The sequence below is a fragment of the Micromonospora arida genome, from assembly GCF_042873195.1.
GTDB classification, from domain to species: domain Bacteria; phylum Actinomycetota; class Actinomycetes; order Mycobacteriales; family Micromonosporaceae; genus Micromonospora; species Micromonospora arida.
In genome coordinates, this window is the sequence record NZ_JBIALC010000012.1 from 38,952 (window position 1) to 53,795 (window position 14,844).

14 protein-coding genes are annotated in these 14,844 nt (G+C 70.5%); 6 read left to right on the forward strand and 8 right to left on the reverse strand.

Going from position 1 to position 14,844, the window contains the following annotated elements; genetic code table 11:
- Positions 1-67: 67 nt before the first annotated feature.
- Entirely contained in the window at positions 68-2,518 is a 2,451-nt protein-coding gene (locus ACFYP0_RS27260) for a glycoside hydrolase family 2 protein (protein ID WP_386998024.1), read from the forward strand.
- Positions 2,519-2,559: 41 nt separating this feature from the next.
- Here ACFYP0_RS27260 and ACFYP0_RS27265 read toward each other — a convergent pair whose 3' ends face one another.
- Both ACFYP0_RS27265 and ACFYP0_RS27270 read right to left on the reverse strand, forming a co-directional pair.
- On the reverse strand, positions 2,560-3,183 hold the full coding sequence (locus ACFYP0_RS27265) for an RloB family protein (protein WP_386998026.1): 624 nt from the start codon (positions 3,181-3,183) through the stop codon (positions 2,560-2,562).
- Positions 3,164-4,552 carry an AAA family ATPase gene (locus ACFYP0_RS27270; protein WP_386998028.1) on the reverse strand — a complete coding sequence of 463 codons (1,389 nt, stop codon included), beginning with the start codon at positions 4,550-4,552 and terminating at the stop codon, positions 3,164-3,166. Before ACFYP0_RS27270 ends, ACFYP0_RS27265 begins: the two co-directional genes overlap by 20 nt.
- A 121-nt stretch (positions 4,553-4,673) precedes the next feature.
- Between ACFYP0_RS27270 and ACFYP0_RS27275 the strand changes: the two genes are divergently transcribed.
- The 3 genes from ACFYP0_RS27275 (at position 4,674) to ACFYP0_RS27285 (ending at position 7,342) form a co-directional block, all read left to right on the forward strand.
- The gene (locus tag ACFYP0_RS27275) at positions 4,674-5,012 is read left to right on the forward strand and encodes an ArsR/SmtB family transcription factor (protein ID WP_124859734.1); all 339 of its coding nucleotides are present in this window, start codon (positions 4,674-4,676) and stop codon (positions 5,010-5,012) included.
- Positions 5,009-6,700 (forward strand): SulP family inorganic anion transporter, encoded by a 1,692-nt coding sequence (locus ACFYP0_RS27280; RefSeq protein WP_355498556.1) that lies wholly within the window; start codon positions 5,009-5,011, stop codon positions 6,698-6,700. The genes ACFYP0_RS27275 and ACFYP0_RS27280 overlap by 4 nt, the downstream gene beginning before the upstream one ends.
- Positions 6,701-6,805: 105 nt before the next feature.
- Positions 6,806-7,342: a hypothetical protein gene (locus ACFYP0_RS27285; protein WP_355498553.1), complete on the forward strand. Its 537-nt coding sequence runs from the start codon at positions 6,806-6,808 to the stop codon at positions 7,340-7,342.
- Between the two features lie 110 nt (positions 7,343-7,452).
- On the opposite strand, the gene ACFYP0_RS27290 is transcribed toward ACFYP0_RS27285, so the two are convergent.
- From ACFYP0_RS27290 to ACFYP0_RS27315, 6 genes are read right to left on the reverse strand one after another with little or no spacing between them, the layout of a single operon-like run.
- Positions 7,453-8,196: a copper homeostasis protein CutC gene (locus ACFYP0_RS27290; protein ID WP_355577105.1), complete on the reverse strand. Its 744-nt coding sequence runs from the start codon at positions 8,194-8,196 to the stop codon at positions 7,453-7,455.
- Positions 8,193-9,212, reverse strand: coding sequence for an asparaginase (locus ACFYP0_RS27295; RefSeq protein WP_386998032.1), 1,020 nt, complete (start codon positions 9,210-9,212; stop codon positions 8,193-8,195). The genes ACFYP0_RS27290 and ACFYP0_RS27295 overlap by 4 nt, the downstream gene beginning before the upstream one ends.
- Positions 9,209-10,078 carry an amino acid ABC transporter permease gene (locus ACFYP0_RS27300; RefSeq protein WP_124859725.1) on the reverse strand — a complete coding sequence of 290 codons (870 nt, stop codon included), beginning with the start codon at positions 10,076-10,078 and terminating at the stop codon, positions 9,209-9,211. Before ACFYP0_RS27300 ends, ACFYP0_RS27295 begins: the two co-directional genes overlap by 4 nt.
- Positions 10,075-10,719 carry an amino acid ABC transporter permease gene (locus tag ACFYP0_RS27305; RefSeq protein WP_112582064.1) on the reverse strand — a complete coding sequence of 215 codons (645 nt, stop codon included), beginning with the start codon at positions 10,717-10,719 and terminating at the stop codon, positions 10,075-10,077. Before ACFYP0_RS27305 ends, ACFYP0_RS27300 begins: the two co-directional genes overlap by 4 nt.
- Positions 10,720-10,735: 16 nt before the next feature.
- Entirely contained in the window at positions 10,736-11,704 is a 969-nt protein-coding gene (locus tag ACFYP0_RS27310) for a glutamate ABC transporter substrate-binding protein (RefSeq protein ID WP_357004004.1), read from the reverse strand.
- A gap of 19 nt (positions 11,705-11,723) precedes the next feature.
- Complete coding sequence (locus tag ACFYP0_RS27315; RefSeq protein WP_124854328.1) at positions 11,724-12,452, reverse strand: amino acid ABC transporter ATP-binding protein; 729 nt, start codon at positions 12,450-12,452, stop codon at positions 11,724-11,726.
- 163 nt (positions 12,453-12,615) lie between these two features.
- On the opposite strand from ACFYP0_RS27315, the gene ACFYP0_RS27320 reads away from it, so the two are divergent.
- Both ACFYP0_RS27320 and ACFYP0_RS27325 read left to right on the forward strand, forming a co-directional pair.
- Positions 12,616-13,794 (forward strand): ROK family transcriptional regulator, encoded by a 1,179-nt coding sequence (locus ACFYP0_RS27320; RefSeq protein ID WP_208740897.1) that lies wholly within the window; start codon positions 12,616-12,618, stop codon positions 13,792-13,794.
- A 164-nt stretch (positions 13,795-13,958) separates the two neighbouring features.
- Positions 13,959-14,786 (forward strand): DUF3152 domain-containing protein, encoded by an 828-nt coding sequence (locus tag ACFYP0_RS27325; RefSeq protein WP_355498539.1) that lies wholly within the window; start codon positions 13,959-13,961, stop codon positions 14,784-14,786.
- The last annotated feature ends 58 nt before the right edge of the window (positions 14,787-14,844 follow it).

Genomic DNA, 14,844 nt, shown 5'->3' on the forward strand with positions numbered 1-14,844 from the left:
CCGTACCGTAGCTCAGCTTATCCGGTTCAGTACGGCATCTCTCGATGCGGGAAGGTGCGGTGGAATCGTGAGCCGACAGGCACTCTACGACGGTTGGACAGTGCGAGCGGCCCCCGGAGCGCAGGTGCCCGAGGAGATCGCCGGCCGGTCCGTGCCGGCGACAGTGCCGGGCTGCGTGCACACCGACCTGCTCGACGCCGGGCTGATCCCCGACCCGTACCTCGACGACAACGAGCGGGCGGTGGCCTGGATCGGGCGCACCGACTGGGTCTACCAGTCCACAGTCGTCCACCGGGCGGGCGACGACGAGCGTGTCGACCTGGTCTGCGCCGGCCTGGACACCGTCGCCACGCTCACCCTCAACGGTGTGGAGGTCGGCCGCACCGCGAACATGCACCGCGGCTACCGGTTCGACGTCCGACCGCTGCTGCGCGACGGGAACAACGACCTGGTGGTCACGTTCGACTCCGCGTACCGCTACGCCGAGGCACAGCAGGAGCGGCTCGGCGACCGGCCGAACGCCTACCCGGAGCCGTTCCACTTCATCCGAAAGATGGCCTGCAACTTCGGCTGGGACTGGGGGCCGACGCTGGTCACCGCCGGTATCTGGCAGGAGATCAGCCTGCACGCCTGGTCGACCGCCAGACTGGCCACCGTCCGTCCACTGGTGACCATGGACGGTCGCGACGGCCGGGTCGAGGTGCACGTCGAGGTCGAGCGGGTCGCGGACGTCCCGCTGACCGTCCGCGCCGCCGTGGCCGGCGCCCGCGCCGAGGTGGTCGTCCCGGCCGGGCAGCGCACGGCCGTGCTCACCCTCACCGTCCGCGAGCCCGCGCTGTGGTGGCCCCGGGGGTACGGCGAGCAGGCCCGCCACCCGATCGAGGTGACCCTGCACGCACCGGACGGAGACACCCTGGACACCTGGTCGCACCGGATCGGCTTCCGCTCCGTTCGGCTGGACACCACACCCGACGAACACGGCACCCCGTTCGCGTTGTCGGTCAACGACGTCCCGGTCTTCGTCCGCGGGGTCAACTGGATCCCGGACGACGTGTTCCCCACCCGGATCACCCGGGCCCGCCTGGCCGAGCGCTTCGACCAGGCGGTCGCGGCCAACGTCAACCTGCTGCGGGTCTGGGGCGGCGGCCGGTACGAGTCGGCGGACTTCTACGACCTCGCCGACGAGCGTGGTCTCCTCGTCCAGCAGGACTTCCTCTTCGCCTGCGCCGCGTACCCCGAGGAGGAGCCGTTCGGCACCGAGGTGGCCGCCGAGGCCGCCGAGCAGGTGACCCGGCTCGCGCCGTACCCGTCGCTGGTGCTCTGGACCGGCAACAACGAGAACATCTGGGGCTGGCACGACTGGGACTGGCAGCAGGCCCTCGCCGGGCGCACCTGGGGGCACGGCTACTACCTCGACGTGCTGCCCCGGATCGTCGGCGAGCTGGACCCGACCCGCCCGTACTGGCCGGGCAGCCCCTGGTCGGGCAGCGAGGCGATCCACCCCAACGACCCGGCGCACGGCACCACCCACATCTGGGACGTGTGGAACACCGACGACTACACCAGATACCGGGAGTACGTCCCGCGCTTCGTCGCCGAGTTCGGCTACCAGGCCCCACCGGCGTACGCGACGCTGCGCCGCGCGTTGAGCGACGCACCCCTCGCCCACGACTCACCGGGCATGGCGCACCACCAGAAGGCGGCCGGCGGTGACGCCAAACTCCAGCGGGGCCTCGACGCGCACCTGCCCGCCCCGGCGGACTTCGACGACTGGCACTACCTGACGCAGCTCAACCAGGCCCGGGCGATCCAGCTCGGCGTCGAGCACTTCCGCTCCCACCGGGACGTCTGCGCCGGCACCATCGTCTGGCAGCTCAACGACTGCTGGCCGGTGACCTCCTGGTCGGCCGTCGACGGCGACGGCCGCCGCAAACCCCTGTGGTACGCGCTGCGCCACGCGTACGCCGACCGGCTGCTCACCGTTCAGCCGCGCGACGGAGGCCTGGCCCTGGTCGCTGTCAACGAGACCGCCGAGGCGTGGACCGCGACGGCCGCGGTCACCCGGTTCACGCTCACCGGGGAGCCGAGGGCGAAGACCTCGGTCGAGCTCGACGTCCCGGCGTACTCCTCGGTGGTGCTGGCGCTGCCGGCGGACCTGGCGCGGCCGGAGGATGCCCGGCGCGAGTTGCTGGTCGCAGAGGCCGGTGGCACCGCGGAGCGTGCCCTGTGGTTCTTCGCCGAGGACCGGGAGGTGGACTGGCCGCCGGCGGCCTGGGACGCCACGGTCGAGCCGGTCGACGGCGGGCAGCGGGTCCGGGTCACGGCCCGCACGGTGCTGCGCGACCTGACGCTGTTCGCGGACCGCCTCGACGCCTCGGCGGAGGTGGACAAAGCCCTGGTCACCCTGTTGCCGGGCGAGTCGACCATCTTCACCGTGCGCGCGCACACCGCGCTGGACCCGGCGGCACTGCCCAGTCGCCCGGTGCTGCGCTGCGTCAACGACATCCGCCAACGCTAAGCCGACCCCGCTTACGAGCAGAGGCTCATGGGGCGAGCCGATCACGTCCCTGTTCGGGCACGATCATCGCGTAGCGCGGCGATGATCTGGCCGACGGAAGTGGACGGGTTGCCCTCCGGGGGCGGGTCAAGCCGATCAGCCCGTCGGCAGGCGTCCTCAATTCGGTCGCGGGAGTTGGCGAAGTCGAGCGCGGTCTTGTCCCAGGCAGGGTTGTGTTCGCGCAACAGGTCGCGGGCCCGCTTGGCGTTCTCCACGAACCTGGTGTGGTTGCTGTAGTGGAGCAGCAGCCACACCTCGAAGCAGGGATTGGACCAGGCCAGCTTGACATCGGTGGCGCCAGCTTCGCGGGCCGCCTGCTCCGTGGCGAATTCATCGACGTCGCAGACGGCCCATGCCTCGTCGAAGTCGTCGCGTTGACGGCGTCGTGCCGCACCTCGTACCACGTTGACCGGCGAGCCGCGTTCTGCCACGACGACCACCCGGGGCCGTACCCACGCCTCCTGCTTGAGGCCGGTGAAGTAGGCCCGTTCCGTCAATTCACCGTTCGTGGCGATCAGGATGGTTGTCCGTTGTTCCCGGTTCGACGCGCGTCGTCGCAGGTCGGTCTCCCGGCCACGGCCGGACCGCGAGCCGGCGGCTTGCCGATTACCCTGCCGTGGCGTCATTCGGGCCTCCACGGTTGGCAAGGGCCTGTTCGAACAGGTCGGTGGACAGGTTGGGAACCGCGCCGTAGTTGCCGTTTAAGTAACGGCGCTGACGGTTCTCGCCTTCCTTACGGGGCCTGAAATCGGTCAGCGGGTACAGCGAGGACGCGCCCTCGTCGTCTTTCTCCACGAACCAGATCTCGTCACGGCGCAGGATCTCCTCCCCGTCGAGGGTGCCGAGTAGGGCGGCGTCGTGACTGGTGAAGATGAGTTGGCTGCCCAGGGGGTTCGCCTGCGGGCTACGGAACAGGCTGACGAGCTTCGCGGTGAGCACCGGATGCAGGCTGGCGTCGATCTCGTCGATCAGCATCGTGGCACCGGTGCGCAGCATCGTGGCGGCGTGCAGGCCCAGGGTCAGTAGTCGCTGTGTGCCGGTCGACTGGTTCTGTAGGTCGAGCAGCGCGAGACCGTGCGGTCCCTGATGCTTGAACAGGATGACCGGTGGGCGCCGGGCTCCCGCCATTGCCTTTTTCACCCGGGCCCTCATGCCCTGGGCCGACGACTCGGCCCAGGCGGAATGGTCGTCGGCCGGATCCGAGAGAACTACGACGTCGACAATCCCGACATCAGCGGCCTGCAACAGATCCACAGCGAGCCGGCGTACCTCGTCGGCGTCCGATTGACCGAAGCGGATGAGGGTGGACAGCACAGGGGTGGGGTCAGTGCCTTGACCCATCAGGTAGAACCACCGGTAGGTGTCGTGCAGCGGCTGGGGGTCTGCCGGGTCCGACTGGGGGCGGCTGTGACCAAAGCGGGCGACCGTGCTGAGGAAAAGCGCTGTCGGAGCGGTGATGCCGGCGATCTGCTCCAGGTCGTTACGTCGGCCCGTCTCCTCGCCCCAAGAGAAGGTGTCGCCGTCCCGCTCGAACACGCGCCGCCTGCGCCCGACCGGATAGTGGTAGAGCCATTCCTCCAGCACCTGGTCGTCATCGATCGTGAAGCCGTAGGTGTGCCGGGCTCCGCCGAGCAGAAGGTCGACGACATAGCGTGACGGCTGGGTGGCGAGTTCCGGATCCAACCCGAACGGCTCTCGGTGCAGACCTAGACCAGGCTCGACCGCGCGGTCGGATTCCACGACGGTCTGCCGCATGAACGCCAACGCGCCGAGGCAGTTTGACTTGCCAGAGGCGTTGGCCCCGAAGATGCCGACGACCTGGACTGCCTGTGGGGCCGGCTCGTCGGCCGAGGCCCCGTCCCCGTAGACGGGCGTCAGGTTGAGCTGGTGCTCGTCGCGGAACGATCGGTGGTTGGCGAAGCGGAAACTCAGCAGCATTAGCCGTGTGCCCCTAGTTCGTGGGGTGTTACAAGCGCATCCCTGCGAGTAAACCACGGGAAGGTGATGCAAAGCCCGTTGCGGACTAGTGCTGCCACGGCGGGTTGCTCCCTTACGGGTCAGCGATTGAAGACTTCTTCAACTGCTAAAGTCTTCGTATCGATCGGGAGAGGTGCTCATGTCGGTCCCGCTGTACCAGGCGAAGGCGGAACTCTTCCGCACCCTCGGGCACCCGGTGCGCATCCGGGTCCTCGAACTGCTCCAGGACGGCCCGAAGCCGGTCCGCGACCTGCTTGCCGTCATCGAGGTCGAGGCATCCAACCTCTCCCAGCAACTCGCCGTGCTGCGCCGCGCCGGGATGGTCACCTCACACCGCGACGGCCCCCTCGTCATGTACGCGCTCAGCACCCCGGACGTGGCCGACCTGCTGGCCGCCGGGCGGCGGATCCTCGGTGCGGTCCTCACCGACCGGGACGACCTCCTCGGCGAGCTGCGCGCCACCGGCGCGGACAGGTGAGCGGCACCATCCCTGTCGTCCGCGAGCGGCTCCTCGGGCTGCTGCCCGGCCGAGCCGACTGGGCGGCCGTCCATCGCTCACCGCGCCGAGACCTGCTGGCCGGGCTCACCGTGGCGGTGGTGGCGCTGCCACTGGCCCTGGCGTTCGGCGTCACCTCCGGGCTGGGCGCCCAGGCCGGGTTGATCACCGCCGTGATCGCCGGTGCGGTGGCCGCTGTCTTCGGGGGCTCCAACCTCCAGGTCTCCGGGCCGACCGGCGCGATGACCGTGGTGCTGGTGCCGGTGGTGCAGCAGTTCGGCACCACCGGCGTACTCATGGTCGGGGCGATGGCCGGTCTGGTGCTGATCGCGCTCGCCGTGGCCCGCCTGGGTCGGTACGTCCGCTACCTACCCACCCCGGTACTGGAGGGTTTCACCGCCGGCATCGCCGTGGTCATCGCACTGCAACAGGTGCCCGCCGCACTCGGCGTCAGCGACGCGCACGGGGAGAAGGTCTGGGCTGTCGCCTTCGACGCGGTCGCCCGTTTCGTCGTACACCCGAAGCCGGCCGCGCTCGCGGTGGCCCTCGCCGTCGCGGCGCTGATGCTGCTGGGCGCCCGGTGGCGACCCGGCCTGCCGTTCTCGCTGCTCGGCGTGGGCGCCGCCACCGTCTTCGCCGAGGTCATCCCGGTCGATCTGGTCCGGATCGGCGCTCTGCCGCAGGGCCTGCCCGCGCCGTCGCTCGACTTCCTCGACCTCGACGCGCTCGGCGTGCTGCTGCCCAGCGCCCTCGCCGTCACCGCGCTCGCCGCCCTGGAGAGCCTGCTCTCCGCTACCGTCGCCGACGGCATGACCGTCGGTGAGCGGCATGACCCGGACCGGGAGTTGTTCGGTCAGGGGCTGGCGAACCTCGCCGCCCCGCTCTTCGGCGGCATCCCGGCGACCGCCGCCATCGCCCGGACAGCGGTCAACGTCCGCGCCGGGGCGGCCTCGAAGCTGGCGGCCCTCACCCACGCCGTCGCCCTCGCGGCGATCGTGCTGGCCGCCGCGCCGTTGGTCGGCCGGATCCCGCTCGCCGCCCTGGCCGGGGTGCTGCTGGCCACCACCGTCCGCATGGTGGAGGCCGGCGCGCTGTGGGCGCTGGCCCGGGCCACCCGGGGTGACGCGGTCGTGCTGGTACTCACCTTCGCCGTCACCGTGATCTGGGACCTCGTCGCCGCCGTCGCGGTCGGCGTCGGCGTCGCCGTGGTGCTCGCCCTGCGCGCGGTGGCCCGCAGCGCCCGGCTGGAACAGGTGCCCCTCGACCAAGGGGAACACAGCGCCGAGGAGCATGCGCTGCTCACCGAGCACATCGTCGCGTACCGGCTGGACGGGCCGCTCTTCTTCGCTGCGGCCCACACCTTCCTCCTCGAACTCTCCGAGGTCACCGACGTCCGGGTCGTCATCCTGCGGATGTCCCGGGTGACCACCATGGACGCCACCGGTGCGCACGTTCTCGGCGATGCGATCCGGCGGCTACGCGGACGCGGGATCACCGTCCTGCTCTCCGGCATCACCCCCGCCCACGACCAGGTCCTCGCCACCCTCGGAGTCGCTGACGACCTGCGTCGCACAGGGCTGGTCTTCCCGGACACCCCGGCCGCGATCCGGTGCGCCCGCGTGGTCGCGCTCTCCACGGTGGGCCACCCGACGGTCGTACCCGTCGACTGAGCGGTAGGTCTGTCAGGGCAGTATTACCGCGTCGTGGCCGGCGTCAACAGCGCCGCCGACAACGGCGAAGTCCGACGTCGACTCAGCGGTATCGCGGGGAGCGCAATGATCACCGAACATGTCCGGGACGCGGCGGCGACGGCGTTCGTTTTCGGCTTCTTCGCCACCAGTTGGTTCGGTTGGGCGCAGGAGGCGCCCCCGAAGCCGTGGCGGCCGGTGCTCATCGCCGGTTCGGTTCTTGCCCTGCTCACGGCTGCCGCCGGGGCCTTGCTCGCCTCGCGTCACTGGTCGGACGGTACGGCGTTCGACGCCGACACCAGCCCCATCTTCGGCATCGTCGTCGGCATCGAGTTCGGCGTCGCCGCGGTCGGTGCGGGGGTGCTCGCTCTGCTGCGGCGCAATGAGCTGGCCGCCCCCTGGGTCGCCCTCGTTGTGGGCGTGCACCTCTTCCCGGTTGCGGCGCTGATCGACTACCCGTTGATCTACGTGGTCGCCGCACTCGTCACCGTGGTGGCCGTCGCGGCGGTGCCGGTGGCCCGGGCCCGCGCCGTGGCGGTGAGCGCGGTGGTCGGGCTCGGCACCGGCGGCGTGCTCCTGGTCGCCGCGGTGTCCTCGCTGCTCATCGCCCTGTTGGGCTACTGAGGCCGGTCGCCGGGGGTGACATCGTGGCGCCGGCCCGTCGGTTGACACCCGTGAGCGGCGGGCCCGGAGGTCTTCCTCCAGGCCCGCCGCTGGTCAGGACGTGTTGTCGGTCAGGCGCGGGCGGCGGCGAGCACCTGCCCGACCAGGGTGCCCGAGGTGCCCGAACGCTCGTACTCGGGCCGGTTCAGGCTGCCACCCATCAGCGGCGCGGGGTTGCGGTGCACGGCCGGGCTGTCCGAGCTGACCAGGGCCGCGAAGTGGTACTCGTCGGCACCGGTCGCCTCGACGATCCGGGCGATGTTGCGCGGGGTGATGCCACCGCCCGGCATGATGACGATCCGGCCGGCGGCCCGGCGCACCAGGTCGGCGATGAGCGGAGCACCCTCCAGCACGCTGACCTCCTGACCCGAGGTGAGCACCCGGTGCACGCCCAGTTCGATCAGCTGCTCCAGCGCCGCGTGCGGGTCGCGGGTCATGTCGAACGCCCGATGGAAGGTGATGCTGACGTCGCCCGCGGCGGCGATCAGCCGGCGGGTGGTCGGCACGTCGACGTCGCCCTCGGCGGTCAACGCGCCGATCACGATGCCGTGCGCTCCGGCCGCCACCGCGGCCCGCACGTCCCGCTCCATGGCCTCGATCTCGAAGGGCGAGTAGATGAAGTCGCCGGCCCGGGGGCGGACGATCACGTGTACCCGGATCCGACTGACCGCACGCATTGTCGTCTCGATGGTGCCCAGGCTGGGGGTCAGCCCGCCGTCGAAGAGCGCGGAGCACAACTCCACCCGGTCGGCGCCGGCCTCCTCGGCGGCGACCGCTCCCTCGACGCTGTCGATGCAGATCTCGAATGTGTTCATGATTCTTCCTTTTCCGTGCGAGGCGATGCCGCTTCGGTCCGAGACGATGCTGGGGTCCAGTCGATGACGGCCGTGACGGCACCAACTGGTACGCCGCCGCCGAGCACCGGCACCTGGCGCAGCGCGTCGGCCCCACCCACCGGTACGCCCACGGCGTCGAGGGCGGCGAGGGCGATGGCGGTGGTGGCTCGGGGCGAACCGTCGATCGCCTTCACCGCCACCGCGTGACCGTCCGGTGCGGCCACCGCGAGCACGCCTTCGGCCCCGCCCTTGGCGAGAACGCCGGGCAGCGCCCGCATCAGGTCGGTGTTCGGGTGCCCGTTCCAGCCGCCGACGTACTCCGGGTGCTGGCGCATGGCCTGCGCGACCAGCGCCTCGTCGCTGCCGGCGGGCGCGGTGACCAACGCCTGGAAGGTGCGGGCCAGGCCGGTCAGCGAGAGGCCGAACAGCGGTGCCCCGCAGCCGTCGACCGCGTGGTGCGCGATCGGCGTCCCGGCCAGCCGGGCGACGGCGGCGGCGGTTTCCCGCTGGAGCGGGTGGTCGGGGTCGAGGTAGTCGTGGGTGCTCCAGGACCGGGCGACGCAGGCGACGAGCATCGCGGCGTGCTTGCCGGAGCAGTTCATCCGGATCCGGTCGCGCTGTCCGCCGGCGCGGATCAGCCGGTCCCGGGTCGGTTCGTCCTCCGGCCAGTCCACCGGGCAGCCGAGCGCGTCCTCGGTCAGGCCGGCCCCGGTCAGCATCGTCCGAACCACCTCGACGTGCCGGTCGTCGCCGGTGTGGCTGCCGGCGGCGAGGGCCAGCGCCGGGCCGGTCAGCTCGTCGCCCGCCGCGATCCGGCAGGCCAGTGCCTGCACCGGCTTGAGGGTGGAGCGGGGCAGCACCGGCTCGTCGGGTACGCCGGCGGCGAGGGCGACAGTTCCGTCCGGGGCGAGCACCACGACGCTGCCGTAGTGCCGGCTCTCCACGAAGCCGTTGCGCACGACCCGGGCCAGTTCGGCGTAGCGGAAGATGGTCACCGGGGGGTGTTCCCTTCGAGGAGTGGTGGGGGCAGCTCGGCGGTCCGCCGTCCGCGCCGGCCTCCGAAGCGGCCGTTGCGGGCCTGGAGTACGCGGGCGAACTTCGACAGCGAGGCGTTGACCACCAGGTAGATCAGCGCCACCACCAGGAACGTCTGGATCAGCAGGTGGGTGTACGAGGAGAGCACCTGCCCGCTGTAGAGCAGCTCGGTGTAGCTGACCACGAAGCCGAGCGAGGTGTCCTTGAGCAGCCCGACCAGCTGGCTGACCAGGGACGGGGCGAGTTGGAGCAGCGCCTGCGGCAGGACCACCAACGCCATCACCTGCCCGCGGCGCAGCCCGACCGCGAGGCCGGCCTCGGTCTGCCCGCGGTCCAGTGCCAGGATGCCGGACCGGAAGATCTCCGCGAACGCCGCCGAGTTGGAGACCACCAGCGGCACCACGAGCTTCCAGAACAGCGGGAAGTTCAGCCCGTACTGCGGCAGTGCGAACAGCGTCACGTAGATCAGCAGCAGGGTGGGGACGGTCCGGAAGATCTCCACGTACGCGCCGGCCAGCCAGCGCAGCGGTCGATGCGTCGACAGCCGGCCGAGCGCCAGCAACAGCCCGAGCGCGGCGCTCAGCACGGCGGTCGCGGCGGCGGCGCGCAGCGTGGCCCACAGGCCGTTGAGCAGGTACCGCCAGATGGGCCAGGTGGTGAACGGCTCCCACCGGGCGGCGGCCAACTCGCCGTGGCTGGCGAACTGGTAGACCGCCGCGACCAGGGCACCGGCCAGGACGACGGCGCCCAGCACTGTGGCGATCCGGATCCGCCGTTGGGCGCGCGGGCCGGGTTCGTCGAAGAGGATCTGTTGCGTCTTGTTCATCGGACGATCGCCAGCCTTCGTTCGAGCAGGCCGGTGACCTGACCGATGATCAGCGCCAGCAGCATGTAGGCGAGGCCCGCGCCGGTGAACACGGCGATCGGTTGAGCCTCGACCAGGTTCACGGTGTTGGCCGCCTGGGTCAGCTCGACCACGCCGACGGCGGCGGCCAGCGAGGTGTTCATCAGCAGAGCGATGCAGATGTTGCCGATTGGCTGGATCACCGCCCGGAGTCCCTGCGGCAGGATCACGTGCCGCAGGGACTGGCCGAAGGTGAGCCCGATGGCTCGGGCTGCCTCAGCCTGGCCCACACCGACCGTGTTGATCCCGGCGCGGATCGCCTCGGCCAGGTACGCCCCCTCGTACACCGCGATGACGATCGCGGCGGAGGTGAACAGCGGGAACGTGATGCCGATGGTCGGCAGCGCGAACACGAAGAGCACCAGCAGCGCCAGCAACGGCAGGTTCTGGAACACCTCCACGTACGCGGTGCCGATGGCGCGCAGCAGCGGGACGGGGGCGATGCGCAGGGTGGCCACGACGATGCCCAGCAGCATCGCGCCGACGGTGGTCACGACGGTCAGTTCGACCGTCGTGACCAGGCCGTGGCCAAGCTCGCTCAGGTGGGCGGTGAGGGCTTCCATCGGTACGAGAGGCTGCTCAGGAGCCGTCGGCGGAACCGAGGGCGGGCGGGGTGGGCGCCCCACCCTCCACCACCGAGCCGAGGGTGCCTTCCCAGACCTTCGCCCACGTGCCGTCGGCCTGGATCTTCTTCAGCCAGTTGTTGACGAACTCCTTGAACTGCGCGTCCTCCTTGTTGAGGCCGATGCCGTAGGCCTCGGTGGTGAACGGCTCGCCCACCACCTTCATCCCCGGGTTCGCCTTGGCGCCCGAGGCGAGCAGCGTGAAGTCCTGCACGTACGCGTCGCCGCGCTTCTGCAGCAGCGCCTGCAACGCCTGCGGGTCGGTGCCGAAGGCGATCTGCTTCGAGCCGGGCGCGGCGGAGGGCAGCGCGGTGACGGCCGGGGTGTTCGCCCCGACGATCACGGTCTTGCCGGCGAGGTCCTTGACGCTCTTGATCGAGGTGTCGTCCTTGCGGACACCGACGGCGAGGCCGGAGGTGAGGTACGGCCCGGCGAAGGCGACCTGGGTGGCCCGCTGCGGGGTGATCGTGTACGTCTGGAAGACCGCGTCCACCGACTTGGCCTGGAGCATGGCCTCCCGGGTCTGGGTGCCGATGGTCGTCGTCTTCACCTCGGGCTTGCCGATGATGTACTTCGCCAGCAACTTCGCCATGTCGGCGTCGAAGCCCTCGATGGTGCCGCTGACCGGGTTCTGCTGGGCGAGCAGCGGCGCGTCCAGGGATCCACCGATGTTCAGGTAGCCGCGCTTGCGGATCGCCTCCATTGTGGAACCGGCCGGGATGTCCGCGTCGGTGGCCACCGGGGCCGCGTCGTACACCGACTGGGCGACCACGCCGTCGCCGCCCAGGCCGGGGTTGCCGGGCAGCGTCGGAGCGCTGCCGCCGCTGTCGCCGCCGCAGCCGGCGGTGGCGAGGGCCACCGCCACCGCGGTGGCGGTGAGGGCGAGCGACCGCCGCCCGGTGAAGCTCATCTTGAGGATTGACATGACACCCTCCCGTTGGGGGCTAGTGCTGGAGGATCTTGGATAGGAAGTCGCGGGCCCGCTCGGTGCGCGGAGCTGCGAAGAAGTCGTCGGGTGCGCCGGATTCGACGATCCGGCCGTCGTCCATGAAGACCACCCGGTCGGCGGCGCGACGGGCGAAGCCCATCTCGTGGGTCACCACGATCATGGTCATCCCCTCGGCGGCGAGGGAGACCATCACGTCGAGCACCTCGTTGACCATTTCCGGGTCGAGGGCCGAGGTCGGTTCGTCGAAGAGCAGCACCTTCGGCTGCATCGCCAGGGCTCGGGCGATCGCGGCCCGCTGCTGCTGCCCGCCGGAGAGTTGGGCCGGGTGGTGGTCCGCCTTGTCGGCGATACCGACGCGCTCCAGCAGGGCCATCGCCTGCTGCCGCGCCTCGGGCCGAGGGATCCGGCGGACCCGGGTGGGGCCGAGAGTGATGTTGTCCAGCACCGTCTTGTGGCCGAAGAGGTTGAAGGACTGGAAGACCATGCCGACATCAGCCCGCAGCCGGGCCAGCGCGCGGCCCTCGGCGGGCAGCGGCTCGCCGTCGATCTCGATGCTGCCCTCCCCGGCGGTCTCCAGCCGGTTGAGGCAGCGGCACAGGGTCGACTTGCCGGAGCCGGAGGGCCCCACCACGACGACCACCTCGCCGGCGGCCACCGTGAGGTCGATGTCCTTGAGCACGTGCAGCGGACCGAACCACTTGTTCAGGCCGCGTACCGACACCATCGGTCGGTTCGCACCCGTCGTCTCCGGTGCCACCAGACGGCCTCACTTTCTTCGATTACAAAACTAAGTCAGCTTCATATCGAACCAACAGCGCCATCTAAAGGTAGCCAGCAAACTAAGTCAACCGGTTGCTTGAACAAACTCCGGGTGCTAAGAAGCTGACGTGACGATTGACGACGCGCCACGCGACGCCCTCCGGGGCGGCCCCCGGGAGCTACTGCGCTGGGTGGCCACCGGTGCGGCCGTCAGTCGGGCCGATCTGTCCCGCCTCTCCGGGCTCTCCCCGTCGACGGTCTCCCAGCGGGTCGAGGCGTTGATCAGCCAGGGGTTGCTGGAGGAGGCCGGCGCCGGGCGGTCCCGGGGTGGGCGGCGACCCCGCCAACTCGCCGTGCCCACCGGCGGCGCCGTGGTCGGCGCCATCGACCTCGGCGCGCATCACGCCCGCGTCGGTGCACTGGATCTCTCCGGGCGGGTGGTCCAGGCCCGCACCCTGCCGGTCCGCATCGAGGACGGCCCGGAGGCGGTGCTCGGCGCACTGCTGGCCGAGGTCGCCACGCTGGTGGACGGCGATCCGGCGGCCTCGCGCGGCGGCTCGGCCACAGGTGCGCTCCGCGGCGTCGGCATCGGGATCCCCGGTCCGGTGCAGCACTCCACCGGGCGGATCGTCAGCCCGTCGCGGATGCCCGGCTGGAACGGCTTCGACGTCGCCGCGTTCTGCGCCGGCCGTGTCGACGTGCCGGTCATCGTGGACAACGACGCCAACCTGATGGCGCTCGGCGCACACCGCACCGCGCATTCCGAGTTGGACCACGCCGTCTACATCAAGGCTGGCACCGGAATCGGCTCCGGTGTGATCTCCAGTGGACGGTTGCACCGGGGTGCCCAGGGATCGGCCGGGGACATCAGCCACTGCCGGGTGGTGGCCGATCCCGCGCCGCCGTGCACCTGTGGCAACGCCGGTTGCCTGGAGGCGGTGGCCAGCGGCGCCGCACTGGTCACCGCGCTCCGGGAGCAGGGCGTGCCGGTCTCCGACCTGACCGGTGTGATCCGCCTGATCGACGACGGTGACCGGCAGGCCACCGCCCTCGCCCGGCAGGCCGGCCGCGCTGTGGGCGAGATCCTGGCCGTGGTGGTCAACTTCTTCAACCCGCAGGTGGTGGCCATCGGTGGTCGGCTCGCCGACTGCGAGCCGCTGCTGGCCAGCATGCGGGCCACCCTCTACGAGCGGTGCCTCCCGCTGGCCACCCAGACCCTGCTCATCGAACGGGTCGCCGCCGGCCAGGACGTCGGCATCACCGGTGCCGCCCACCTGGTGATCGACCACGTCGTAGCGGCCGCCTGACCTCGCCTGCTTTGATACCCAGCGTGATTCACCCTGCGCGTTACGTTGGAAATGTAACCCCTTGACCGGGTTCCACCGCAGATCATCTTGACATTTTCCTTACAGGCAGTCACGTAGCCTTCCGGTGTTCTCACTGGCCCGTGATCACTCCTGGAGGTTTCGACGTGCGGATCAACGGACGGCTGCTCGTGCCGATCTCGTTGGCAGTGGTGCTGGCGACCGCCGCCTGTGGCCTGTCGGCACCGGCGTCCGGGCAGGCCGACGTCCCACTCTCCGGAGCGACTGCCCAGAACCCGGATCCGAGCCCCAGCGATACGCCGACCTCCAGCCCGACTCCGGAGATCCCTACCGACGCGCAGATCCCCACCAGGGCCGCCGGCACCTTCACCACCGCCACCGGCACCGGTCGCGTGATCGGCAAGGGCAAGAAGCGGGTGCGCTACAGCGTCTCGGTGGAGAAGGGCATCGCCTGGGGTGACATCCCCGCCTGGAAGCCGGACCGGTTCGCGGCGAGCATCGAGCAGGTGTTGGCCGCATCGAACGGGTGGGCCACATCCGCACAGCACCCGGTCACCAATGCGGCGGTGAACCTGAACCGGGCGTCGTGGTCGTTCCAGCGGGTCGGCACCTCGAAGGTCGACGTCGACGTGCGGCTCGCGACACCGAGGACAGTGGACCGACTCTGCGGCGCGAGCGGCGTCGACACCGAGGGCGTCTACTCCTGCAAGTACGGCAAGACCATCATGATCAACCTGCGGCGTTGGCTCCAGGGGTCACCGGGATACCCGGTCAGCATCGACGAGTACCACGCCGGCGTGATCAATCACGAGTTCGGTCACTTCCTCGGCTTCGCCCACATGAAGTGCGGCGGTCGCGGCAAGCCGGCCCCGGTCATGATGACCCAGACCATGGGCCTGGGCGGGTGCGTGCCCAACGTCAGCCCGTTTGTCGGCAACGGGCAGTTCGTCAGCGGACCGTGGGCACCGTCCTGACCGCACGGATCTCTGGTGATCGCTGCCCGGCGAGTTGCTCGGCATGCGTACCGGCAGT

Coding starts and splice junctions, on each gene's coding strand:
- ACFYP0_RS27265 (WP_386998026.1), bottom strand. CDS start 3,183: ATGACGCCACGGCAGGGTAATCGGCAAGCCGCCGGCTCGCGGTCCGGC.
- ACFYP0_RS27275 (WP_124859734.1), top strand. CDS start 4,674: ATGTCGGTCCCGCTGTACCAGGCGAAGGCGGAACTCTTCCGCACCCTC.
- ACFYP0_RS27285 (WP_355498553.1), top strand. CDS start 6,806: ATGATCACCGAACATGTCCGGGACGCGGCGGCGACGGCGTTCGTTTTC.
- ACFYP0_RS27290 (WP_355577105.1), bottom strand. CDS start 8,196: ATGAACACATTCGAGATCTGCATCGACAGCGTCGAGGGAGCGGTCGCC.
- ACFYP0_RS27300 (WP_124859725.1), bottom strand. CDS start 10,078: ATGAACAAGACGCAACAGATCCTCTTCGACGAACCCGGCCCGCGCGCC.
- ACFYP0_RS27305 (WP_112582064.1), bottom strand. CDS start 10,719: ATGGAAGCCCTCACCGCCCACCTGAGCGAGCTTGGCCACGGCCTGGTC.
- ACFYP0_RS27310 (WP_357004004.1), bottom strand. CDS start 11,704: ATGTCAATCCTCAAGATGAGCTTCACCGGGCGGCGGTCGCTCGCCCTC.
- ACFYP0_RS27315 (WP_124854328.1), bottom strand. CDS start 12,452: ATGGTGTCGGTACGCGGCCTGAACAAGTGGTTCGGTCCGCTGCACGTG.